Source organism: Clostridium zeae (assembly GCF_017312485.1).
Taxonomy (GTDB): Bacteria; Bacillota; Clostridia; order Clostridiales; family Clostridiaceae; genus Clostridium_AR; species Clostridium_AR zeae.
On sequence record NZ_BMBA01000001.1, the window covers coordinates 1,288,042 to 1,313,842 of the forward strand.

The 25,801-nt window shown below is 31.2% G+C and carries 22 protein-coding genes and 1 riboswitch; of the genes, 8 read left to right on the top strand and 14 right to left on the bottom strand.

Annotated features, from left to right (window positions below; genetic code table 11):
- The first annotated feature begins 207 nt into the window (after positions 1 to 207).
- Positions 208 to 741 (top strand): translation initiation factor IF-3, encoded by a 534-nt coding sequence (infC, locus tag J3477_RS05990; protein WP_371876570.1) that lies wholly within the window; start codon positions 208 to 210, stop codon positions 739 to 741.
- A gap of 213 nt (positions 742 to 954) precedes the next feature.
- Positions 955 to 1,437: a CarD family transcriptional regulator gene (locus J3477_RS05995; RefSeq protein WP_206868725.1), complete on the top strand. Its 483-nt coding sequence runs from the start codon at positions 955 to 957 to the stop codon at positions 1,435 to 1,437.
- A 173-nt stretch (positions 1,438 to 1,610) separates the two neighbouring features.
- Here J3477_RS05995 and J3477_RS06000 read toward each other — a convergent pair whose 3' ends face one another.
- From J3477_RS06000 to J3477_RS06015, 4 genes are all read right to left on the bottom strand, one after another.
- Positions 1,611 to 3,560 (bottom strand): GTP-binding protein, encoded by a 1,950-nt coding sequence (locus J3477_RS06000; protein ID WP_206868726.1) that lies wholly within the window; start codon positions 3,558 to 3,560, stop codon positions 1,611 to 1,613.
- 257 nt (positions 3,561 to 3,817) lie between these two features.
- Complete coding sequence (locus J3477_RS06005; protein WP_206868727.1) at positions 3,818 to 4,378, bottom strand: nitroreductase family protein; 561 nt, start codon at positions 4,376 to 4,378, stop codon at positions 3,818 to 3,820.
- 310 nt (positions 4,379 to 4,688) lie between these two features.
- The gene (locus J3477_RS06010) at positions 4,689 to 5,747 is read right to left on the bottom strand and encodes a pyridoxal phosphate-dependent aminotransferase (RefSeq protein WP_206868728.1); all 1,059 of its coding nucleotides are present in this window, start codon (positions 5,745 to 5,747) and stop codon (positions 4,689 to 4,691) included.
- Positions 5,728 to 6,690: a cobalamin biosynthesis protein gene (locus J3477_RS06015; RefSeq protein ID WP_206868729.1), complete on the bottom strand. Its 963-nt coding sequence runs from the start codon at positions 6,688 to 6,690 to the stop codon at positions 5,728 to 5,730. Before J3477_RS06015 ends, J3477_RS06010 begins: the two co-directional genes overlap by 20 nt.
- Before the next feature lie 361 nt (positions 6,691 to 7,051).
- Positions 7,052 to 7,143: riboswitch (glycine riboswitch) on the top strand.
- A gap of 201 nt (positions 7,144 to 7,344) precedes the next feature.
- Between J3477_RS06015 and J3477_RS06020 the strand changes: the two genes are divergently transcribed.
- From J3477_RS06020 to J3477_RS06030, 3 genes are all read left to right on the top strand, one after another.
- Positions 7,345 to 7,614: an ACT domain-containing protein gene (locus J3477_RS06020; protein WP_206868730.1), complete on the top strand. Its 270-nt coding sequence runs from the start codon at positions 7,345 to 7,347 to the stop codon at positions 7,612 to 7,614.
- A 34-nt stretch (positions 7,615 to 7,648) separates the two neighbouring features.
- The gene (locus J3477_RS06025; protein WP_206868732.1) at positions 7,649 to 9,007 is read left to right on the top strand and encodes a PFL family protein; all 1,359 of its coding nucleotides are present in this window, start codon (positions 7,649 to 7,651) and stop codon (positions 9,005 to 9,007) included.
- A gap of 343 nt (positions 9,008 to 9,350) precedes the next feature.
- Positions 9,351 to 10,583 (top strand): DEAD/DEAH box helicase, encoded by a 1,233-nt coding sequence (locus tag J3477_RS06030; RefSeq protein WP_206869677.1) that lies wholly within the window; start codon positions 9,351 to 9,353, stop codon positions 10,581 to 10,583.
- A 135-nt stretch (positions 10,584 to 10,718) separates the two neighbouring features.
- On the opposite strand, the gene J3477_RS06035 is transcribed toward J3477_RS06030, so the two are convergent.
- On the bottom strand, positions 10,719 to 11,234 hold the full coding sequence (locus J3477_RS06035; protein WP_206868734.1) for a peptidoglycan recognition protein family protein: 516 nt from the start codon (positions 11,232 to 11,234) through the stop codon (positions 10,719 to 10,721).
- Positions 11,235 to 11,374: 140 nt separating this feature from the next.
- Here J3477_RS06035 and J3477_RS06040 point away from each other — a divergent pair, with 140 nt between their 5' ends.
- Positions 11,375 to 12,280, top strand: a complete 906-nt coding sequence (locus J3477_RS06040; protein ID WP_228731251.1) for a DMT family transporter — start codon at positions 11,375 to 11,377, stop codon at positions 12,278 to 12,280.
- A gap of 149 nt (positions 12,281 to 12,429) precedes the next feature.
- Here the strand turns inward: J3477_RS06040 and J3477_RS06045 are convergent, their stop codons facing one another.
- The 8 genes from J3477_RS06045 to J3477_RS06080 form a co-directional block, all read right to left on the bottom strand.
- Positions 12,430 to 12,957 carry a WYL domain-containing transcriptional regulator gene (locus J3477_RS06045; RefSeq protein WP_206868738.1) on the bottom strand — a complete coding sequence of 176 codons (528 nt, stop codon included), beginning with the start codon at positions 12,955 to 12,957 and terminating at the stop codon, positions 12,430 to 12,432.
- Between the two features lie 321 nt (positions 12,958 to 13,278).
- On the bottom strand, positions 13,279 to 14,238 hold the full coding sequence (uvsE, locus tag J3477_RS06050) for a UV DNA damage repair endonuclease UvsE (RefSeq protein ID WP_206868739.1): 960 nt from the start codon (positions 14,236 to 14,238) through the stop codon (positions 13,279 to 13,281).
- A 204-nt stretch (positions 14,239 to 14,442) separates the two neighbouring features.
- Positions 14,443 to 15,147, bottom strand: a complete 705-nt coding sequence (locus tag J3477_RS06055; RefSeq protein WP_206868740.1) for an ABC transporter ATP-binding protein — start codon at positions 15,145 to 15,147, stop codon at positions 14,443 to 14,445.
- 1 nt (position 15,148) lies between these two features.
- Entirely contained in the window at positions 15,149 to 15,925 is a 777-nt protein-coding gene (locus tag J3477_RS06060; protein WP_206868741.1) for an ABC transporter ATP-binding protein, read from the bottom strand.
- Positions 15,925 to 16,881, bottom strand: a complete 957-nt coding sequence (locus tag J3477_RS06065; protein WP_206868742.1) for a branched-chain amino acid ABC transporter permease — start codon at positions 16,879 to 16,881, stop codon at positions 15,925 to 15,927. The genes J3477_RS06060 and J3477_RS06065 overlap by 1 nt, the downstream gene beginning before the upstream one ends.
- Positions 16,882 to 16,889: 8 nt before the next feature.
- Entirely contained in the window at positions 16,890 to 17,765 is an 876-nt protein-coding gene (locus tag J3477_RS06070) for a branched-chain amino acid ABC transporter permease (protein ID WP_206868743.1), read from the bottom strand.
- 36 nt (positions 17,766 to 17,801) lie between these two features.
- A complete protein-coding gene (locus tag J3477_RS06075) occupies positions 17,802 to 18,965 on the bottom strand; it encodes an ABC transporter substrate-binding protein (protein WP_206868744.1) in 1,164 nt (387 codons plus the stop codon).
- 307 nt (positions 18,966 to 19,272) lie between these two features.
- A complete protein-coding gene (locus J3477_RS06080; RefSeq protein WP_206868747.1) occupies positions 19,273 to 21,363 on the bottom strand; it encodes a PAS domain-containing sensor histidine kinase in 2,091 nt (696 codons plus the stop codon).
- Between the two features lie 939 nt (positions 21,364 to 22,302).
- Between J3477_RS06080 and J3477_RS06085 the strand changes: the two genes are divergently transcribed.
- Together J3477_RS06085 and J3477_RS06090 are read left to right on the top strand one after the other, a co-directional pair.
- Positions 22,303 to 23,004: a hypothetical protein gene (locus tag J3477_RS06085; protein WP_206868749.1), complete on the top strand. Its 702-nt coding sequence runs from the start codon at positions 22,303 to 22,305 to the stop codon at positions 23,002 to 23,004.
- A gap of 366 nt (positions 23,005 to 23,370) precedes the next feature.
- Positions 23,371 to 24,543, top strand: coding sequence for a 3D domain-containing protein (locus J3477_RS06090; protein ID WP_206868750.1), 1,173 nt, complete (start codon positions 23,371 to 23,373; stop codon positions 24,541 to 24,543).
- A gap of 106 nt (positions 24,544 to 24,649) precedes the next feature.
- Here J3477_RS06090 and ald read toward each other — a convergent pair whose 3' ends face one another.
- On the bottom strand, positions 24,650 to 25,768 hold the full coding sequence (gene ald, locus J3477_RS06095) for an alanine dehydrogenase (protein WP_206868752.1): 1,119 nt from the start codon (positions 25,766 to 25,768) through the stop codon (positions 24,650 to 24,652).
- Positions 25,769 to 25,801 lie beyond the last annotated feature (33 nt).

Consider the following 25,801-nt stretch of genomic DNA (forward strand, 5'->3'; position numbering starts at 1 on the left):
TATCGAGCACTTTACTATAATTCTTTACTGAATTTAATTTAAAAAATGATTTTATTTTCAGACAATATAAGTTCTTTAATGATATAAATATCTTTTTATGCTCATATAAACTGAATATTAATAGAAATAAATGAAAAAATAATGTAAGAAATCAATTTAATTCTTGCATAAAATGGATTAAAGTTATACTATTAAATAATGAGCTAAATGCTTATTATTTTGGAGGTGTTGTATATTAATAAAAATTTAGATTTAAATGAAAATATAAGAAGTAAGGAAATAAGATTGTCTGGTGAGAATAGTCAGATTATGAAAACCGAAGACGCTTTAAGATTAGCAAGAGAACAAAATCTTGATTTGGTTATGATTTCTCCCACTGCTGTTCCACCTGTATGCAGAATAATGGATTACAGCAAGCATTTATATGAGCAATCAAAGAAACAAAAAGAAGCTAAAAAGAATCAGAAAATAGTAGAACTTAAAGAAGTAAGATTAAGCCCTACTATCGAAGAGCATGACATAGATATAAAATGTAATAATGCTAAAAAGTTTTTATCTAGTGGGAATAAAGTAAAAGTATCAGTTAGATTTAGAGGAAGACAAAATAACACTGCTGGCACTGGCTCTAAGATTCTTGAAATCTTCATTAACAAGATTGGGGATTTAGGTGTAGTAGAAAAATCCGCTCAGTTTGAAGGAAGAAATATGTTCATAATTATCGCGCCAAAAATTAGTAAATAAACTGATTATTCATTAATTGAATTTATAGAAGAAGCCTATAAGCTCCCATGCTTATAGGCTTCTTCTATAAATTTATAATTAATTTTCTTTTTAAAAATTTCCTAAGGGAAATTATTGACATATACACATATCTTGTGATATCATTAAAATTTGCTATTTTTTCATTAATATATTATAATGAATTAAGTAGACTATTCACATGGAGGTGTTCTGTTGTTTAAAATTGGTGATAAAATTATTTATCCTATGCAAGGTGCCGGTATAATAGACAGAGTTGAGGAAAAAGAAATTTCTCAAGTCAAGTGTAATTATTTTATAATAAACATGGTAAATAATAGTATGCAGGTTATGATTCCTAAAGATAAAATATCAACTTCTGGTATAAGACCTATATCAGATGAGGAAACACTTGAACTAGTATTACAAAGCTTTACTACTAATGATGCACAATTAGATGATGCTCTTAACTATAAAGAGAGATATCAAACAAACTTAAGAAAAGTTAAAAGTGGTGATTTGAAAGAAGGTTCAGAGGTAGTTCGTGATTTACTACTACTAAATAGCAAGAAGCCACTTAATTCTAGTGAAAAACAAATGTTAAACACTGCAAAAAAGCTATTAGTTGGAGAAATATCTTTAATCAAAAATATATCTGAAGCAGAGGCATCTAGCTTAATTAATTCAGTTATATCATAAGTTATATTTATTACAAAAAGCTACTGACATAACGTCAGCAGCCTATTGTGCACTTACATATTCGTATCATATTTATAATCTCATTTACATTACATAGCCTTTCTATATATTTTTATAGAGTGACTACACGCTAAACTAAGCTTTACGATTTTAGTTTCTCAATTTTTAATTTATTAGTGTAAGCAGTGCATATAACTCTCTGCTTTACTTCCATCAACTATGAAACTCTGTCCCTTGGAGCAAAATACCGATGAAGAAGTATACTCAATATCAGCTTTTTTATCATATTTAATTTTAGCTATTACTTCTTCTTCGTTATGACAGAGATCATACCCGTCAAAAATAAAATTAATTCGACCTCTTCCACTACTTATATTGATAAATTCCATTCCATAGTTCATAAGTTTAGAGACAGGACCTCTACCAAATATAATTACTTTATCCCCCTCAATTACAGGGGGTTCACATTGTGAACTTAGCTTTTCCATATCAGAAATTACTCTTCCCAATTGTTCAAGTTGAACTTCAATTCTAAATCTATAATAAGGCTCAAGTATTCTACTATTTGCCTTTTCAAGACCTTGTCTTAATGCTCTTAGTGTAGCTTCTCTAAAATCTCCTCCACTAGTATGCTTGTTATGAGCACGTCCAGTAAGCAACGAAATTTTTATGTCAGTAATGGGAGCCCCAACAAGTATCCCCTTATGATCTTTTTCAAACACATGAGTTTTTATTAAATTTTGATGTCCTACTGTCAAATCATCTGCATGACATAAGTTTTCAAACTTTATTCCTTGGTTTCTATCTCCCGGCTCTAATTTTATGTGCACTTCCGCATAATGCTTTAATGGTTCAAAATGTCCATATCCAACAGTTATTTCTTGGATAGTTTCTTTATATAAAATTTCACAAGGGCCAAACTCTATAGCTATTTTAAATCTCTCTTCTACTACTTTTTTCAATACTTCTAGCTGAATAGTCCCCATAACATGTATTTGTATCTCTTTTAAACTTTCGTCCCATACTATGTTCAAGGAAGGATCTTCATCTTCAAGTATTCTAAAGTAACTCAATACTTCCTTTTCATTTAGAGTCTTATCAAAAATCACCTTTGATTTAAGCGTAGGTACCATATCATAAGTGGATTTTTCACCAACTTCTCCTATTACATCACCGGCATTAAATCTTGTTAGTCCAGTGACTCCAACTATTTCACCAGCAACAGCTTTATCAGTTGTTATAAATTTATTTCCATTATAAATTCTTATTTGATTTATCTTTTCAACTATATCTTCCTCTGAGACTTTAATTTGATCTTTTACGTTTAAAACACCAGCTGTAGCTTTAATATAACTTATTCGATTACCTCTTTCATCATATTTAACCTTATACACTCTACCACTAAACTCATTTATCTCAGAATAATCAGTATAAGTTAAATAGTCTAAGTTATCTAAAAACTCCTTAACTCCAATATCTTGCAGGGCAGATCCACTAAACGCCGGAAACAGCTTGTTTTGCTTTATCAATCCCCTTAATGAATCAACACATCTTTCATCTGTGTATGTATCATTAAGGTAATCTTCCAGTAGACGCTCATCTCTCTCAGCAATAAATTCTATCTGTTGCTCTTTTAAACCTTCGGTTCTAAGTGACTCATCAAAATAAATTATGTCAACTGTAAACTGTTTTCTAATTTCAAACATCAATTTTTCCAAATCAGAACCAACTCTATCTATTTTATTAATAAAGATAAACGTTGGTATTTTATGCATTCTTAGTAAATGCCATAAAGTCTCCGTATAGGCTTGGATACCTTCCACAGCACTGATTATAAGTATAGCATAATCCATGATTTTTAAAGCTCTTTCCATCTCAGGAGAAAAATCTATATGTCCTGGAGTATCTAACAAATAATACTTTGATCCATTATATTCAAAATTAGCTTGTTCAGAGAATATGGTTATGCCTCTTTCCTTTTCTATGCTATGATTGTCTAAAAAGGAATTCTTATAATCCACTCTTCCTCTATTTTTTATGCTTTTGGTAGAGAATAATACTTGCTCTGCAAAAGTTGTTTTTCCAGCATCAACATGAGCCAGTAGTCCAATTGTCTTATTCACTTCATCACCCTCAGTCAAATAAAAATATATATCTTAGATTATACCTGTTTACGATGCCTAAGTGCAATCCACTTCAAATGATGTATTATACTAATAAAAAAGTCTCTGAATTTAGTAATGCTTTTTACTTAGACTATCCTTAAGTAACTATATCAAAATAAGGAAAATTCAAATAAAAAACAAAAGACATATAAGCCCATTTAAAAATGGTTTTATATGTCTTTTTACGAATTCCTAAAATAACAGCATGTTGTTATTTATCTTATATAATTAACTGTATTTTCTTTTCTTGGAGCTGCTTTTGCGTTGTCATTAGCCTTATATCCAAAAATAGCTGAATATAATGGTTCATGTGTTTCAGGTATCCCTAATTTTTCTTTAAGCTCAGCTGCTTTAGGTGAATTGAATATGTAGTCTGAGCTTCCAAGCCAGCAAGACCCTATTCCTATTGCCTCTGCTGCAATCAATAAGTTTTCAGTTGCAGCACCGCAATCAGCCTTTGGAGCTACAGAATTCTTATCTCCTGAAACTATTATAAGTGTTGGTGCATTATAGTATGGCTTAAAGTTTGCACTTTGAGCTCTCTTAACCATTGCTTCTTGATCTGAGTTTAAAAGTACTTCCTTAAATGTTTCAGCAAGTAAATCTATTACTTCCTTATTTTGAATTACAGTAAAATGCCATGATTGTTGATTTATAGCACTTGGCGCGAATTTTCCTGCTTCTAATATTGTCTCTAATTCTTCATCTTTGATTTGTTCATCTTTAAAAACTCTTGTACTTCTTCTGTTTAATAAAACTTTTATTGCCTCACTCATTCTATTTGCCTCCTAAATACTATATAATTTCATAAAAATTGCTCCTTAACTTGTAACTATAGTTTTATAAATACTTTAAAATGTATAACAACTATTGTTTGGTACATAGTAGCAACTTATTCATATAATCCATTATATCTCTTTTCTCACAAAAGTAAAGCAAATATTTTTATATAATTTACTATAATAAAGTAACCAATATAATATTTGCTTCTATAGAGTTCTTAGTTCAACTTTTAATTTATATATGCTAAAAGTCATATGCACGTAATTTTCGAACAAGTATACATTAAGTTTCGATTCAGGCGCCCTATATTATTTCTTTTAATGAATTAATTAAAATGTCATTATTTATCCTATCTTTTATAGCAATTCTAAAGTTATATCTACTAACTCCATTGAAACCTTTCGGGAGTCTTATCAAAATATTGTATTCAAGAAGCTTTTTCTGTAACTCATAAGCATCCATCTTTTCATCTAAAAGCTCTAAAAATAGAAAATTTGAACTTGAAGTATAAACCTTTAGTCCATTAAGTTTACTAAGCTTTTCATATAAATACCGTCTTTCTGAGCCAATCCAATCCAAAGTGGCATTTATATACTCCTGATCATCGAAAATGCAACTAGCAGCTATTTCTGCAGCTGTATTTACACTCCACGGTTCCATATTTCTTTCAATACTCTTTATGAGGTCAATATTTCTAGTGACTCCGTATCCAAGTCTAATACCTGGAAGTCCAAAAAACTTTGTAGCAGCTCTTATTATAAGCAGATTATCATATTGGCTTATATATTCAACCATAGATGCATCTTTAAACTTTGGTGCAAACTCAATAAAAGCCTCATCTATTATAAGAAACGACTTAGTTTTTTGAAGACTTTTCAGTAGTTCTAAAAACTCTGTTTTCTCTATTAAAGTACCAGTTGGGTTATTAGGGTTGCATAATAGAACAACAGATTGTTCCTCAATATTTTCGATTAAGCATTCTAAGCTTAACCCTTCATACTCTTGCTCATATATATTAATTTCTTTTACCACCATTTTTGCCTTTTCCCCTGCCCTCTTATATTCAGAGAAGGTTGGTCTTGATATATATAGATTCTTGTATTCAATTGCTTCCAAAGCCCTATATATTATGTCTACAGCACCATTACCAGGTATTATATCTTCAATAGATACATTTCCAATATATCTTGCAATATTTTGTCTTAACTTTTTATACTCTCTATCTGGATAAACTGTGAAGTCTGCAATCCCTTCAAGCAATGCATGTTTAAAGCACTGAGGCACACCTAATGGATTTATATTGCTGCTAAAATCAATTATAGTTTTATTATGTTCATATATATTACCACCATGATATTCCACCTAAAATCACTCCTTTTATTATAAAAAATGCTGCAGTTGATAATATATAAGAGCCATACATTAGTTTAATCGAATCTTTTATATAATCAACTTGTAAGTCTTTTTTATTGACTCCAATAGTAGGTTTTTTCACCGGTTTACCAAAATAATAGTTGGTTCCACCTAGTTCAATTCCTAATGCTCCAGCTACAGCAGCTTCTGGATGAGCGGAGTTAGGACTTGAGTGCTTTTTTCTATCTTTCATAAATACTTTCGCACTATTTTTATAATCATATGATAATATAAATGCAGCAATCACCATCATTATTCCTGTTATTCTAGCTGGTATAAAATTCACAATATCATCAAATTTAGCAGACGCCCATCCAAAGTTTAAAAACATTCCTTCTTTATATCCAACCATTGAATCCAAAGTATTTACAGCTTTATAGGCCATGGCCAAAGGTGCTCCCCCTATAAACATATAAAATAAAGGAGCTATTATGCCATCAGAACAATTTTCTGAGATTGTCTCTATCACTGCTTTTGCAATCTGTTGCTCATTTAGATTTTCCGTATCTCTTCCAACTATATAAGAAAGTTGCTTTCTTGCTTCAACTATGTTTCCTTGCTTTAGTATCTTGTATATTTTAAGTCCTTCACTTGCTAAACACTTTGCTGCGATAGTTGTCCACATTATAAATATATTGAATACTATATATAAATAAATTGAAATACTCTTGCTTATCTTAAGTACAAAATAGGTCACTCCAAAACATAAACATACTGTTGTTAAAGTTAAAACAATTCCTGCAACCTTTAAAGCCATATCTTTTAGGTTCATCTTCTTTATTAAATTTTGAAACATGCTTATGTATTTACCTATAAATCTTACCGGATGAGGAAACCAATATGGATCTCCTAAAATAAAATCAACTATTAATGCTATACATATACTTATCATAAACCATACTTCCTTATTCTTATTAAGCTTATTTAATAAATTCCTCATCTTATATTGATAGTCCATTTTATAATTATTCAACTATAGATACACTACTTCATATTTAAATCTATCAAAATAAAGATTTGTAGTTTCATCTAAATCTGTATTTTGAGTTCAAGGATTGAAGGGTTTCATCTTTATAATCGACTATCTATAATATAAAGCATAAAATCACATAAATCGTAGCACTTTAGGTAGTATTTAGTCAATAATTAATATAAATTAGTTTTACTTATTGAAAATATAAATATTTATGATATAATTTTATTAATTTAATAATTCCGGTTGAAGGTGGCGGGATATATTTTAAACCGCTATTGGACGGAACTCTGGAGAGACTCTTTTTTGAGCACCGAAGGGGAAAACCATTTTCATGGCGAAACTCTCAGGTAAAAGGACAGAGCATTAAAAAAGTTTATGCATTTTTTCATGTATAATCCTTTTTAATATTCGATCTTCAGAGGCTAATACTATTATTAGGCTCTTTTTTACTATATAGGATCTAGATACATACCAATTTTAGTTACTTTTCTAGATTCAGCGACTCTTTTATTTCCAATACATAAAACATGTAATTATTACAAAATAAAATTATTAAGGAGAGATGATTCTATGAGATCACTAATAACTGTTATAGGAAAGGATAAAGTAGGAATAATATATGAGGTTACTTCTGTATTAAAAGAAAGTAACGTAAATGTTTTAGATATAACTCAAACTTTACTCGACGGCTTCTTCACAATGATAATGCTTGCTGATCTTTCAAAAGCAACTATAGATTTCGCAGAGCTAAAAATCGCTTTAGATACTTTAGGAACTAACTTAGATGTATCAATAAGAATTCAACAAGAAGCTCTTTTCAACTCAATGCATACTATCTAAAAAACTAAATATCATCGTACTGGAGGAATTAATTTTGATAAATACTCAAAACATACTTGAAACCATAAACATGATTGAAAAAGAAAAACTTGATATTAGAACTATAACTATGGGAATTTCTCTTTTAGATTGTTGTCATAGCGATGGAAAGATATCAAGACAACTTATATATGATAAAATCACTAAGAGAGCTGAAAATCTTGTTAAAGTAGGAAATCAGCTTGAGGCTGAATTCGGTATTCCTATTATAAATAAGAGAATAGCAGTTACACCCATATCATTGGTAGCCCAAAGTTCTAGTGATACTAACTATGTAGAATATGCTAAAATTCTTGATAAAGCTGCAAAAGAAGTTGGAGTAAACTTTATCGGTGGTTTTTCTGCTCTAGTTCAGAAAGGTTATTCTAAAGGTGATAGAATACTGATTGATTCTATCCCAGAAGCTCTAGCAGTTACTGACAAAGTGTGTGCTTCTATAAATGTTGGCTGTACTAAATCTGGAATAAATATGGATGCAGTTGCACATATGGGAGAAATAATAAAGCAAGCTGCATATTTAACAAGAGATAGAGATTCTATCGGATGCGCTAAACTAGTTGTATTTGCAAATGCAGTTGATGACAATCCATTTATGGCAGGAGCATATCACGGTGTAGGAGAAGCAGAAGCAATAATAAATTTAGGTATCAGTGGTCCAGGAGTTGTTAAGGCAGCTTTAGAGTCAGTTAGAGGTGAATCCTTCGATGTTTTGGCAGAAACAATTAAGAAAACTGCTTTCAAGATAACAAGAGCTGGTCAGCTTATCGCACATGAAGCTTCAAGAAGATTAGATACTCCTTTTGGTATCATCGATTTATCATTAGCGCCTACTCCAGCTGTTGGTGATTCAGTTGCAAGAATATTAGAAGAAATGGGATTAGAGAGCTGTGGTTGCCACGGAACAACTGCTGCACTAGCTATGCTAAACGATGCAGTTAAAAAAGGAGGCGTAATGGCTTCTTACCATGTAGGTGGATTAAGTGGTGCTTTCATTCCTATAAGCGAAGATGAAGGTATGATAGCAGCAGTAAAGAACGGTTCTTTAAGCTTAGAAAAATTAGAAGCAATGACTTGTGTATGTTCTGTTGGACTTGACATGGTTGCTATACCAGGAGATACTCCTGCTTCTACAATTTCAGGTATAATAGCTGATGAAGCTGCTATAGGAGTTATAAACAACAAGACTACTGGGGTAAGAATCATCCCTGTATACGGAAAAACTTTAGGTGATGAAGTTGAATTTGGAGGACTTCTAGGAACTGCTCCAATAATGGCTGTAAGCAAATATTCTTCTGAAGATTTTATAAAAAGAGGCGGTAGAATACCTGCACCAATCCATAGCTTCAAGAACTAAAATAATAATTTAGAGTATTAACCACTGGACTGATATTTTAATATTACCAGTGGTTTTTTTATTCTTTGCATAAGCTCATTAAGGCATCGGATAAATGACCACTTAATTTCTAGACGATTGTTTAACAGCTTCTATGTTTTAAGACTATTACGCATACTTATGTACATATTTAAGTAAATTATAAATTTTAAAAGAATAAAAAAACTTATATTTGACAAATTACTATACTATGTATAGACTTATGCAAGTTTTTTTACTATACTTATTAACTGTATATCTATGATTAATAATTAAATATGGATGTACCACTTCATATTTAAATCGTATAATAAAGGAGATTATTATTGTGAGCTCATTCGAAAAACTATTACTTCCTGTAACTCTTATTGAGGGATTAGCGAAGTCACAAATATCAACCCCTACTGAAATTCAAGAAAAGGTTATTCCTATTGCTTTAGAAAACAAGGATATTATAGGTAAATCACAAACTGGAAGTGGAAAAACCTTAGCCTATTTACTACCTATATTTAACAAAATAGATTCTTCAAAAAGAGAAATGCAGGCAGTTATATTGGCCCCTACTCATGAACTAGTAATGCAGATAGATAGAGAGATAAAACTTCTAGCTACAAATTCCACTTTACCAGTAAGCTCAACTTCTATAATTGGTGAAGTTAATATAAAAAGACAGATAGAAAACTTAAAAGTTAAACCACATATAATTGTAGGTACTCCTGGTAGAGTATTGGAGCTAATTAAGCTAAAAAAAATAAGTGCCCATACAGTTAAAACCATAGTTATAGACGAGGGAGACAGATTATTAAATGATAATAATATCGCTCCAGTAAAAGATATAATTAAGTCTACACTTAGAGATAGACAAATAATGATCTTCTCAGCTACCATAACTCCAGAAAGTGAAAAGGTAGCAAAGGAAATAATGAAGGACCCTGTACTAATTAAGTTAGATGAGGATAATAGCGTAAGTTCCACTATAGATCACCTATTTGTAGTAACCGAGCGTAGAGATAAGATGGAAGTGCTTAGAAAATTAATCCATGCTTCCGGTACGAAAAAAGCAATTGTCTTTATAAACAAAAGTGAAGAAACAGAAGACACTACACTAAAGCTTCAGTTTCACAAAGTAAAAGCTTATGGAATATATGGAACTAGCACTAAGGAAGAAAGAAAAAAGGCTTTAGAAGGCTTTAGAAGTGGTAAATATCAAGTATTAGTAGCTTCAGATATCGCTGCCAGAGGACTTGATGTAAAGGGTGTTACTCATATCTTTAATTTAGACCTCCCAGAGGATCCTAAAGAGTACTTACATAGAGTAGGTAGAACTGGTAGAGCTGGTCAAAGCGGAACTGCTCTTTCAATAGTTACCGATAGAGAACTACCAACAATACATAAATTTGAAAGCACCTTCAATATCAAGATGTCACAAAAGGCCATCTATAAAGGAGAAATATTAGAGTTAGATGAAGCAAAAGAGCTTAAGCATGATAATTATCAATCTAATCCTAATAAAAAGAAAAAATCTACAACTAAGAATGTAGTCCATAAGAAAAAGTAATTTATTGCTCTTATGTCAAAAAAATTGCTAAAGCTACTTTTTGACATAAGAATAAAAAATAAAACTATATCACTGAACATTGTTTCAATGATATAGTTTATTAAATTTGTGTACTTCTCACAAATCTACATATATCTATAAGGCTCTGCTGCCTCCCCCTAAAACCTGTGATTTAATATAATCAAATGGGAAGTTAACTCCTGGGCACTCAGTGGTTGGTTTCACATCTTTATGCCTTCTAAGATCCTTAATTCCGTACTTCTTCACTAAGTATTTAGATAATATTATAGCAGAATCTATTTGTTGCTGTGTTGGTTTTTCTACCATAAAATTTCCTTCAAAAGCTATTCCTAACGCTATATTATTAAATCCCGGTGCATGAGATCCAACTGCATTTTCAGGTCTTCCTCTATAAATTGTCCCATCTTTTCTTATATAGAAGTGATAGCCTATTCCAGCCCACCCTCTATTTACATGTAATTGATGTATTTCCTGAGGTGTTTTACCAAGCTCTACAGTATGATGATACACCAACATCTGAGGCTTCATTGTAAATTGTAATGGAGTTGCCCATTTGTAGTTCACCTCAACTATCTTTGGTTGAATTTGTCTATTGAATAAACGATTAAAAGCTCTTTGAAATTTATTCATTTTGTTCTCCTTAATATTTCTCTATATTAGCTTATGTTTTCTAACTCTTAGTGACACAAATTTATAAATTGATATAGCAATTTACCGTGATACTGTGTTAATATAGGTTGTACGTGAAAAATTTTTTATCAACTTCGGAGGTGGGCAATTTGTTTCATTCAAACATAGGAGAAATAGCAGCTTTAGCCACAGCTGTATGTTGGACTGTTTCACCAATAGCTTTTGAAACAGCTGGCAAGAAGGTAGGATCTCTATCTGTAAATTACATAAGATTAATATTGGCGTTCATTTTTATTGGTATCTATACTTTAGTTACTAGAGGTATGTTTCTACCTTTCGATGCTTCTTTACAGAATTGGACATGGCTTTTTGTTTCTGGACTTATAGGATTTGTTATTGGTGATCTCTTTTTATTTCAAGCGTATGTAGAAATAGGTTCTAGATTATCAACTTTAATTATGGCCACAGTTCCACCAATATCAGCTTTAGCAGGTTTTCTAATTTTAGGTGAAACCTTGTCTTTAAAGGATTTACTTGGTATGTTCATAACTTTAGGCGGTATCGCTTTAGTTATTTTAGTTAAAGATTCAGGCGAGAAAAAAATCAAGCTTTCTCATCCTATAAAAGGATTAATATACGCACTTATAGGAGCTTTCGGACAAGCATTTGGTTTGATTTTTAGCAAATTCGGAATGGGAAACTACGATCCTTTTGCTGCCACTCAAATACGTATAATTGCTGCTATAATAGGTTTCGGCATAGTTATAACTTTTGCAAAAGGATGGAAGAACCTTTTTAAAGCCTGTAAGGATACCACTGCTATGAGAAACATAACAATAGGTTCATTATTTGGCCCATTTTTAGGAGTTTCACTATCCCTTTTATCAGTACAATATACTACAACGGGGATTTCTTCAACCATAACATCCATTTCAAGGATATTGATTATACCTGCTTCAATTGTAATTTTTAAAGAAAAAACTACTGTAAAAGAAGTAATAGGTGCTTTAATTACAATAGTTGGTGTAGGTATTTTATTTTTATAGATATGACAAAATCATATTAATTCTTTGCGTAGGCTCATTAAAGCATAGGCTTGATAACCACTTAATTTCAACATGTTACTTTAACACGAAACAATAAAAGCACTATCAGAGCAATTAAACCTTAATCTCTGATGGTGCTTTATATTTTCTTAGGAATATATGTCATTTAACTTATTAATCTCTTCTTTGATTGCATATTTTAATTCAGGTGGTTCCACAACTTTTGCTTTGCTACCAAAGCTTAATATCCATCCAATAGCAGATTCATCATATACCATATGAACTACAGCTAAAAATGTTGTATCTGCTTCTCTAATTAAATCAATATTTTCTTTAAACTCACTTATAAGTTCAGGCTTCAGGTCATTATGAAATTCAATTGTGATATCAGTTTTAATTTGTTTTCTATAATCAGTAAATTTCTTAGCAGTATCGTTCGAACTAAACACCGCCTGCTTCAAAAAATACCCTCTCTTGTTTTCTGAATAGTCACTTATGTCATAACCTAGTTCTTTTAAATTTTTTATGTACTCATATATAGTCCTTCTGTCAATCTTATCTCCGGTTCGTTCTTCCATCATCAGTAATATTTTTTTCATAGATAGCATGTTCTTATCATCACTGTGTTTACTTAAAATGTCAAAAAAGGTATAAAACTTAATATAGTTACTAGCCATAACATCACCTTTTTCCATATACTTTATTTATATTATAAAATCCACAGTGGCAAATAACAATATATTTATTTTATATTATTATGCTTATGTTTAAGAGTATCGTTGAAATTAATTTGTTATTCAGGAGATGCTATATGAGCAAGCTATTAGAATTAAATGATTTTTTCAGATGGAATGGCGTTAATAAACTGTACTGTTCGAACGTAGTGAGTTTACAGTTTTAGCCATGGAATATGACAAAATCATATTAATTCTTTGCGTAGCTCATTAAAGCATCGGATGACTAACAAATTAATTTAACAACTGTTATAAACAGAACCATTATTTTATTTCAAAGGTACTAACATCAATTCTTTTCCATTCTGGTTTTATTTTTTCTATATCATCAGCTAGCTGATATACTGCAAGATCTTTTTGTTTTGCCTCAAGCATAACATCCATATCCTTATTTACGTTTCTGCATAATTCTATAAATCTTACAAAAGCTTCAGGGTCAATAAAATCTGCATGTTTTCTATCCATCTCACCTTCCTTTGGAGAAGAAAAATGAAACTTTGCTGGAAGACTCTGGTCTTTCCAAGTATCAAAAATATGGCTTATGTAATCCTTAAGCTCTTCCCCATCATTATTACACAGGTGGTGATGAGCATCTAATACCATTGGTGCATTTATATCTCTGCATAGCGAAAGCACTTCTCTTACATTAAAGGTTTTATCATCATTTTCTATCATAAGCCTTGAAGTTATTTCCTTAGGAAACTTTCTAAAATTAACTTTAAACCGCTCTAACGCCTCTTCTTTTCCACCTGCACTACTTCCAACATGAAGAACCATCTTTCCTTCTTGGTAGTTCATATCTTGAAACAGATGTACATGCGGCCACAAGTTTCTCTCTGTTGCAACAACTACATCTTCTCTAAGAGAATTAATAACATTAAATTCATCTGGATGTGTATCTACTCTCATTTGATTTTTTCTAACTAAATCTCCTATTCTTTTAAAATCTTTAGAAAACAGCTCTCTATATTTCCACATAACCTCAGGATGAGTAGCAAGTGGTATTAAAGCAGAAGTTATTCTATAAAAATGCAACTGGTTTTCAACATTATATTGCAGTATTTTATATAGATTATCTAAATTTGAAAGCGTGGTTGCTTTTAGCTTATTCAGCTTACTCTCTTCATTAGTAAGTTTACTATAGGTTGCATAAGTAACTGTACTTGATGAGGTTGTTTTAGGTAACTTTAAAGCAATAGCCACATAGCCTAATCTTAAAATCACTTTATCATCTCCCTTAATATTTGTAATTATGTTTCTCTAAAATTATTATTTTTATATGCTACCACTACGAAAAAACAAATAATAAAATATTGTAATACAATAAAAAAAGTATCTTAATCATATAATTAAAATACTTTTTAATATTTCTCTATTTTATTATTAATCTAAACCATGTTTTAAAGTATTGAGATATTCTTAAGCTTTCTATTCGCCTAGATATGCACTTCTTACTTTTTCATCTTTAAGCACTGCATCAGCATTTCCACTTAGAACTACATTTCCTGTTTCTAAAACATATGCTCTATTTGCAATGGATAAAGCCATATGAGCATTTTGCTCAACTAATAATATGGTAGTTCCACCTTTGTTTATTTCCTGTATTGTATCAAAAATGTTCTTTACTACTATAGGTGCAAGTCCCATTGATGGCTCATCTAAAAGTAATAGTTTTGGCCTATTCATAAGAGCTCTACCAATAGCAAGCATTTGTTGCTCACCACCTGAAAGAGTACCAGCTAGTTGGTTAATTCTTTCTTTTAGTCTAGGGAATTTGTCATATATCATTTCATAATCTTTTTTAATTCCATCTTTGTCATTACGAAGATAAGCACCAAGTTCAAGATTTTCCTTAACTGAAAGATTAGCAAAAATCTTTCTGCCCTCTGGTACATGACCTATTCCATAACCCACTAATTTGTGAGGTTGAACACTCTTTATAGTCTTATTATTGAACTGAATATCACCAGTTTTGTAAGGAGTAAGTCCAGAAATAGCTCTAAGCGTAGATGTCTTTCCTGCTCCATTAGCTCCAATTAGCGTAACTATTTCCCCTTCATTAACTTCTATATTTATATCCTTAAGGGCGTGTATTCCATCGTAGTAAACATTCAAGTTGTTAACCTTAAGCATTCTAAATAGCCTCCTCACTTGTATAAGCTTCACCTAAGTAAGCTTCTATAACTCTTGGATTATTTTTAATTTGTTCTGGTGTTCCTTCAGCAATCTTCTTACCGTAATCTAATACCGCAATCTTTTCACAAATACCCATAACTAATTTCATATCATGTTCAATTAGAAGTACTGATACACCGAATTTATCTTTAATCCAATTTATCATTCTCATTAAATCTTGTGTTTCTTGTGGATTCATTCCAGCTGCAGGTTCATCTAACAGAAGTAGTTCTGGGCCAGCAGCTAAAGCTCTAGCTATCTCCAGTCTTCTTTGCTCTCCATAGGAAAGGTTGCTAGCTAAATCATAAGCTTTCTCTCTTAATCCAAAAGCCTCTAAAAGCTCAAGACATTTTTCTTCAATTTCTTTTTCAATCTTAAAAAACTTAGGAGTTCTAAAAATTGCATGAAATAAATTATATTTAACACTATAGCCAAAAGATATTTTCACATTATCTAGTACAGTAAGGCTTTTAAAAAGTCTTATATTCTGGAAGGTTCTTGCTATCTTCTTTTGAGTAATGCAATATGGCTTTAACCCATGTATCTTTTCACCTTTATAAGATATTGACCCTTCAGTTGGAGAGTAAACCCCTGTAAGCATATTAAATACCGTAGTCTTTCCAGCCCCATTCGGTCCTATAAGACCAACAACTTCTTTTTCATTTATCTCTAGTGCGAACTCAGATACTGCTTTAAGTCCACCAAATTGAATAGTTAAGTTTTCAACTTTTAACATTACACTACCCCTCCTTCCTTACTTTCCTTTTTTAAAAACTTATTAAATACACTTAAGCTTACTTCTTTAGTTCCAAGTAATCCTTGTGGTCTAAATATCATAAGAACTATTAATGCAATTGAGTATATAATCATTCTGAAATCCTTTATAGGTCTTAGTAGTTCTGGTAAAAAAGTTAATATACCACTTGCTATTATTGATCCTGATAAAGAACCCATACCACCAAAAACTACAAAAGTTAAAACTTCTATGGATTTCATAAAATCAAAGTAACTTGGTATTAAAAACTTAGAGTAATGGGCATAAAGGCCGCCACCAACACCAGCTAAAAATGCTGCTATTATAAATGCAGTTACTTTATATCTTGCTGTATTAACCCCCATTGCTTCTGCTGCAATTTCATTTTCTCTTACTGCTATCATACTTCTTCCTTGAGCTGAGTGTATTATATTAAAAACTATTATAACAACCGCAACCATTACAAAATATGCCCAAGTAAAAGTTGTTTTTGGAGGTATACCTGTAAACCCTCTTGGCCCTCCAGTGTAATCAATGTTAGTAAGAATAACTCTTATGATTTCACCTACACCTAAAGTAGTTATTGCAAAATAATCACCTTTTAGTTTAAGAGTAGGCAATCCTACTATTAAAGCTACAACTGCTGCAAGCACTCCACCTGCAATTAATGCAATTGGAAAGTTATACTGAAGCTTAGATGTAAGGATAGCTGCGGTGTATGCACCTATTGACATAAATCCCGCATGTCCTAAACATAATTGTCCTGTAAAACCAGTTATAAGATTTAAGGAAACTGCTAATATTATATTTATACATACTAAGGTAATAAGTCCACCATAAAATCTGTTTATAATTCTTTCTTGCAATAAATAATTAAGCAAAAAGAAAATGCCTACTATTAGAACTGCGTATATTAAGTAATTCACTATCTTCTTCATGCTGTCACCTACACTTTCTCTCTAGTTATCTTACCTAAAAGACCTGAAGGCTTGATAAGTAGAACTATAATTAATATTGAAAATGCTATTGCATCTGAAAGTCTTGTGGATATATATGCTTTAGTCAAAGTTTCAGCTACTCCCATAAATAACCCACCAATAAGTGCTCCTGGAATAACCCCTATTCCGCCAAGTACAGCTGCCACAAAGGCCTTAATTCCAGGCATCATTCCCATGTAAGGATCTATTGTTGTCCAAGCAAGTGCTACTAAAACACCAGCTGCACCTGCAAGTGCAGATCCTAAAGCAAAGGTAAATGATATTGTATTATTTACGTTAATCCCCATTAGGGATGCAGCTTCAATGTCAAAAGAAGCTGCTCTCATAGCCTTACCAACTTTGGTTCTATAAACTATAAACTGGAGCAATACAACTAAGAGCAATGAAACACCCAAAGTTATAAGTTGTATGTTGGTTACTTGAAGTGAACCTATATTTATTTTTGCAGATTCGATGAGACTTGGGAAACTCTTAGGAGCAGGTCCCACTATAAATCTCATTCCATTTTCCAGTAATAACGATACACCTATAGCTGTGATTAGAAGCGTAATTCTAGGTGATTTTCTAAGTGGTTTATACGCTACCTTTTCTATAACTATTCCTAAAACTGCTGATACGATCATTGCTATTATCAAAGTAGGTAGGAATGATAGGTTAAGCTTTGTAGCCACGAAGAAGCCTGCAAAGGCACCAATCATATATATGTCTCCGTGTGCGAAGTTTATAAGCTGGATTATACCATATACCATAGTATATCCTAACGCTAGAAGAGCATATATGCTTCCAAGTGATAGTCCATTAATCAATTGCTGTAGTAACTCCATAGTAGTCCCCCTATATATCTTAATCCTTAATTATCTTTACTTAACAGGATCAACTTTTGTTACAAGTGAATTCTTATCTCCCTCAACCTTTAATATAGCAGCGCCTTTTACAGCTGTTCTTTCTGAGTTAAATTGTAATTTACCTGTAACTCCTGTGTATTCAACCTTAGCAAGAGCATCTTTTATTTTATCTCCATCAGTACTCTTAGCATTTTCTATAGCTTTAAATAGTATCTTTGCTGAGTCATACCCTAAAGCAGCAAGAGCATCTGGTTCTTTGTTATATTCTTTCTTATATGCTGCAACATAATCTTGCACTTCTTTAGCTGTATCTCCAGGGAAGTAGTGATTTATAAATAAAGCACCCTTAACTGCATCTCCGCCGATTTTGTATAGATCTGATGAATCCCATCCATCTACACCTAGTAATTGAGAATTTATTCCTACAGCCTTAGCTTGTTTAGCTATAAGACCAACTACGTTGTAGTAATCTGGTAAAAGTAATACATCTGGATTTGAACCCTTTATTTTAGTTAATTGAGCATTGAAATCTTTATCGTCATTGTTGTATGTTGAAAACTCTACAACTTTTCCGCCTTTTGCCTCAAATTGCTTTTTGAAAGCTTCAGCTATACCTTTTGAGTAATCAGATCCAACATTGTAAAGAACTGCTGCCGTTTTCTTTCCAAGATCAGTTGCTGCATAGTTAGCCATAACTTGACCTTGATATGAATCTACATAACAACCTCTAAATACATATTCACCGCCAACCTTTGTGATCGTTGGTTCAGTTGCAGTTGGTGTTATTAGAGGAATCTTAGCTTGAGTTGCATTTGGTGCAACTGCTAGAGTAGCTCCAGATGTAACCGCCCCAATTACTGCTGAAACTTTTTCATCATCAACTAATTTATTAAAAGCATTAATAGCTGCATTTTGGTCAGCTTGGTCATCTTCAAAAACTACTTGAACCTTCTTTCCGTTAATACCGCCCTTATCGTTAATTTCCTTCTCAGCTAATTGAACCCCTTCCTTAACTGATTGTCCATAAGTTGCAACTTTACCTGTAAGTGGCGCTATAGAACCAATTTTAATAACATCTCCACTTGTTCCTGCTTCTCCATCCTTTTTGCTGCTACAACCTACAAATAAGCTAGCAACCATTGCTACCGCTAATGTAGCTACAAGTATCTTCTTTTTCATAATTGAGTCCCCCTTTTTATATATTGCTTTTTTATACATGTCTTTTTATTAATATTAACAATTAATTAATGAAAAATCAATAAGATTTTTCATATTTTTTTAATAATTATTCATAATTAGCGTTCATATTTTAGATATTACACACATAAATAGCCATGTTTTTAACATTTTAATAAATAACCCTTTCCAGTAAACGTTTTTTTATATACTTCAATTTTAAAATGATAAAAATATTAATAATATGTTAATAAATAAAAAAACAATTCAATCATACACCTAGTATATGATCAAATTGTTAAAAATGAAGCTATATATCTGAAAATTCGATTTTTATTTTTTGAATTAATTCTTCTTCTAAAATATCATATTGTGTCTTTCTATCTAACTCATCTGCTTTCAGATGTTTATTGTATGGTATTTTTAATACAAATTTACTACCAGACATATCTACACAATTACGAGCCTCAATACTCCATCCATGTAGTTCTACTATATTTCTTACTATGAATAATCCGAGTCCAATGCCTTCATGACTCTTTGCCAATTTATTTTTATTGAAGGAGAACTTATCAAATATATGTTGGATATCTCCACCATCCATTGTTGCTCCCATATTATAAATCACTATTTCTAAGTTCTCAGACATATCTTCACCAATAGAAATGTATATTTTATTTCTATCTTCTGAAAATTTAACTGAATTTGATAGTATTTTTAATAGTATATTTTGAAGCCTTTCTAAATCTAGATATACAAATTTAGAACTTAAGCTAGTAAAAAAATTAATCTCAATATTCTTACTCTTAACATTTTCATTTACATAATTACTTACAATAAAAACTGTATCCTCAATAATTTCCACAACATCATATAATCTATAATTAAGCCTTAAGCCATTTGAATCGATTATAGTTGAATCGATTATATTATTAATCAATTTTAATAATCTATAACTACTTTGCTGCATTACTGAGGAATTGTAATTTATTTTTGATAAATTATTTTCTATGGTATTTGAATCCTTCATATAAAGATTTAAAACTTGCAGGGAACACATCAAAACATTAAGTGGAGTCCTAAGTTCATGAGCTAGAATTGGTATAAGCTTGGATATATAATCCTCATATCTATTTTGATTTATTTCATTTTGTCGTATCACATCCATATCTATATAGGATGCATTTCTACTAGAAATATTTCTAATTATACTACAAACCACTTTCTTCTCATTAATCATAATCCCTACTGAACTTACTTCAACAATAAAGTCTCTACCATCTTTATCCTTATGGACTGTATTATATAAAGTCCCACCTATAGAAGCTAACTGTATTTGTTTATTTATTATTCCTTTTGCTTTTGAAGCAGATAGGTCAAATATAGTTTTATTAATAATTTCCCTTTTTGTATACCCATAAAGTTTTAATGCAGCTTTATTGGCGTCTAAGATTTCTCCATCGTTGCCAATAAATAATATCATATCTTTTGATTTATCAAACAACATAGAAAGCATTCTATATTTTGAATCGTAAAATATATCTTCCTGAATGTTTTCAAAAACAGAAACAACATCTCCATTTTTTAACTTAAAGAAATAGTTACCATTAAAAAGTTTATACTTATTATCTTTGTATAATTTAAATGATGCATTCTCATTATTACCAGTAGTATATACCCGCTTAATTACTCTTAAGAACCTACTATTAACCAAGTTTGGAAATACTTCAATTATATTTTTATTGAGGTAGTCAGAATATTTAATATCTATCAATTCCTCCGCTACTACATTCATAAATACTATTGAAAAATCTTTACCTTTATTATAACTTCTATAGACAGCGATCCCCTTTTTTAAGTTATTAATTATCTCCCAATTACTTGCTTCATCGTCAATTGCTTCCTTTATATTATTTTCAACATAATTGTTCTTTTCAACAATCTCTTTATGAACTATCTCTTTATTAGAATTATTTTTTTTCACATTAATACTAGGTTGAATATATGTAATATTGTATTCCTCATAATCAAATGTAATACTAGAATTTTTTATCTTTACATCTTGTTCGCAATCATCATCAATTAATTTAGCGTTATAATTACTACTCTCTTGATTCTCCTCACTTGAATTACTATTCGAAACAAAGTAATTGTCTACAAATTTTGTAAAGTTTTTACCTATGATTTTATCAAAAGAGCTTATAGAAAACATCTTTAATGCAAATCTGTTGGCAAAGACAATCTTATTATTCCTGTGGATTATAACTGCTTCTAATAACCCATCTAGTAAATCAACATAGAACTTATTATTTCTCATAAAATAGCTTAACGAATCGTGGAGCATTTCTGAATTATTCTTACTATTGTAGGTGCTTAACAACTGCTGGTTGTTCCTTACCATATCTTAATCATCTCCTCTATAAGCAACTAAATTATTAATTATATTATTCTATAATCGGTATGATTTCCCTTTATTTTACTTACCAATTTGTTACATATTTTTTACGACATCATTCGTCATATAAGCCTACTTTAGATCATTTTTTCACTCTCTAAAAATAGTTGAATTTAATGTAGAAAAATCAAATGTTACTTAAAGGTAGTTATTAGTTCAATTGATTTATAAAACTTAGTTACAAAATTTTTATGCAATTTTATTATTTTAAAATTTGGCTATGTTTAAGAGTATTGTTGAAATTAAGTGGTTATGAAGGAGATGCTATATGAGCGAGCTATTAGAATTAAATGATTTTTCCAGATGGATAACCACTTAATTTCAACACGGTGCTTTAACATAGCCTAAAATAAATATTTGTTTTCAAAATAATATTAAATAGATTAATTAGTTATAGAGTGACAATACTAATAGTAACCACTTCCTATTCACTTTTTTTATTTCTACACTGATTTTCCAGAATTTTGTTTTTATGAGGCCTGTTTATTTGGAAGTGCTAATTAAATTGAAGAGGTGAACAATATGAAGATAAGAAGCTTTATACCACCAGAAGTAACGATAACAATTATTATAGGTCTAGTAGTCTTACTAATTAGTGATTTTGTTTTGAATCTATATTTTCGTTAATTATTATTTCGATTTAATTATCCTAAATCCTATAGAGATGTATCTCCTCACAAAAAAATTGCTATTTCTAAATTCTCCTCTCAAAATCTATCGCAATTTTATAAATAGTTTTCATGTTAAAGCGGTACATCTTTATTATTTTTATCAAAACACTATCTATTTCACATATATTTATGGTAATTTTTATTATTAACAAGAACAAAATGAATTGTATTTCATATAACATTAAGTGTAAGATATATTCTTTTGGAGGAAACAATGTACACCGAGCAATATGAAATAAATGAAGAGTTAAGAAATGATGAATATCAAATGAATCCCAATGTTCAAGGAACTACACCAAATTATACCAACCAAGGTACTATGCAAGGTACTATGCAAGGTTCAGTGCCTGGAACTGATTATACTAATTGGAGCAATAATCTATGTAACTTACCATTTTTACCTAATCCATACTACCAAGGAAGTGCTCATCTAACTGGAATGATGGGGTCTTCTATGACTTCTATGGGTCAGATGATGCCTGGTTCTATGTCTTCTATGACTCCTATGGGACAAATGATGCCTGGTTCTATGTCTCCTATGACTCCTATGGGTCAGATGATGCCTGGTTCTATGTCTCCTATGACTCCTATGGGTCAGATGATGCCTGGTTCTATGTCTCCTATGACCCCTATGGGACAAATGAATCCTAGCTCTATGTCTCCTATGCCTTCTATGGGGCAAACTAATATAGGAGCTCAAACTAATCAAAGCACTTCCCCTGATGACATGACTGATACATCAGATGCTTCTCAACAAGTAATTGCTAGACCATATAATATGTACGGCCATGGTCATGGTCATCATTATCCATATTACGGATATAATTACGGATACAAATATCCATACCATTATCCATACTATTATAATCCTGGTTTCAATCCATTACCTTGGTTTTTACTAGGCTCAATACTTTAAAAGAATATAAAACAATTAGTTTAAGACAACCCATTAGCTTGAGTTGTCTTAAATTAATTTATGTTTGATTTAAACTTCAGTACTTATATACATTAGTATCTATAAAATAATACAACTAGTTACCACTCAATTTACCTAGCTACATACGTATATAATAATGTATCACCATATTCACAAAATCTATTAAGATTATATTTAATAAAAATTTTAGAAAAAAACTTGAATGTTTATGTATATTGAATGCATAAACTTATAAATGTAGTTTATAGTATGATACACAAAGTTTGTATTACACAAATTTGGAATATTCAAAAACTATGTTATAATATCAATAAGCCACTGTAAGTATAAAAGGAGAATTTTGCTATGTGTAAAAAGATTTTTTATATGGTTTTAGCATTTGTTATTACATTAAGTTGTGGTATTAACGTACTAGCTTCAGATAATACAGAGCAAACCATAGCAGAGAGCAAAAAAAGTTTTCAGCAATTGGATGATAAGATTAAAGAACTTAATGCTGAAATGGCAGGCATTAACTCAGAAATGGACAAGCTTAATAATAAACTCAATGATGATAACCAAAATATAGCCCAGACAGAAAAAGAAATAAAATTAACTGAAAGTAAATTAGATCAATATAAAAAAGAAATCGAGGCAAATAAAAACATTTTAGGGAATAGGCTTAGAGGTATGTATAAGAGTGGCTTAGATAACAACTATCTTTCAATCCTTTTAAGTTCTACCGACTTAGGTGATTTCTTTTCCAAATTATCTGCAGTAGGAAAAATCATTTCTTTGGATAAGCAACTAATAAATCAGCTTAATTCTGAGAAAGAAACTGTAAATCAATCAATGGAAGATTTGAATAAGAAAAATCAGCAACTTAAAGAATTAAAAAAAGACACTGAAGCAAGTTTGAAAACATTAAATGATAAAAAACAACAACAACAACAGCTAGCAAAACAATTTTCATTGCAAAAAGAGGCTTTAGCTGCAGTAATTGAAGCAAATGAGACAAAATTAATATCTCATTCCATAGCTATAATAGACTCTGACAGTTCGTCAGAAACAGATGTAAGGAATGCTATCAGCACATTAAGTGGATTGATACCTCAAATAAGCACTTCTTCTGTTAAATCTAAGGCACAAAAATACTTAGGTGTTGCCAAAAATAAGTTATCAGCAATTATAGCCAGTAAATCTACTTCTGATACTGTTATATCAAGAGGCTCAAATGATCAATATAAAGCTACACTTAGTATGAGTTCCACTGCATATACTGGTGGTTATGTTACTGCCATAGGATTAAAGCCGCTGCGTTCACCTGATGGCATTAGTACAGTAGCCGTTGATCCTTCCGTTATACCACTTGGTTCAAAACTATTTATTCCAGGATATGGTACTGCTATTGCCGCTGATACTGGAGGGGCCATCCGAGGAAATATAGTAGATTTATACTTTAATTCTGAAACTGAATGCACTTCTTGGGGAAGAAGAAGCATTACTGTTCATATAGTAGCTTATCCTAATGAGTGGTAATACCTCTTTTTAAAGCTGAAACATTTAATACAAAATCAAAATAGGAGTGATAATTCCAAATTCAATTATCACTCCTATTTTCACTTATTATGATCTTTTTCTGACTTTATTTTAATAAGGTTTCTGGATTTGTATATGGAAGCTTTAAACTTTCTGCAACTGCTTCACAAGTTACTGAACCAAGATACGTATTAAGTCCTAACAAAAGCGCTTCATCCTTTATCATAGCCTCTCTTACACCATTATCCACTAACTCTATTAAATAAGGTAGAGTAGCTGATTCTAATGCCAAAGTCGAAGTTCTTGGAACTGCACCCGGCATATTTGCTACCGAATAATGAACGATTCCATATTTCTCATAACATGGATTATCATGTGTGGTAACTCTATCAATAGTTTCAATAGATCCACCTTGGTCTATGGCTACATCTACAATAACTGAACCTTTTTTCATTGATTTAACCATTTCGCTCGTAACAATTTTAGGTGCACTTGCTCCAGCAACCAAAACAGCTCCTATTAATAAATCTGCTTTCTCAACAGCTTTAGCTACATTATATTCGTTACAGGTTAGAGTAGTAACTCTTCCAAAAAATATATCATCAAGATAAGCTAATCTTTCATTATTTATATCAACTATTGTTACTTTTGCGCCTAATCCACAAGCTATCTTTGCTGCATTTGTTCCAACTATACCTCCCCCAATTATAACTACTTCACCTGGAATTACACCAGGAACCCCTCCTAGCAATATACCTGAGCCTCCGTTATACTTTTGAAGTAAGTTTGCTCCAATTTGAACTGACATTCTTCCTGCTATTTCACTCATTGGTACAAGTAATGGAAGTCTTCCATTCTTCAACTGTACAGTTTCATATGCAATTCCTATCACTTTTTTCTTTAGTAAGGCTTTAGTAAGCTTTAGATTTGGTGCAAGATGTAAGTAGGTATATAACGTTTGCCCTTCTTTGAATAGATCATATTCCTCTTCTAGTGGCTCCTTAACTTTTACAATTATATCAGAATTATTAAATACAGAAGCCTTTTCATTAATTAACTCTGCGCCAGCCTTTGAATACTGCTCATCTTCAAAACCACTGCCTATTCCTGCTGATTTTTCTACTAAAACCTTATGCCCTCGTTTTACTAATACGGAAACTCCACTAGGTGTAAGTCCTACTCTATTCTCATTATTTTTTATCTCTTTAACAAGCCCGATAATCATAGTACCCCTCCTATATATTCAAAAAAAAAGTGC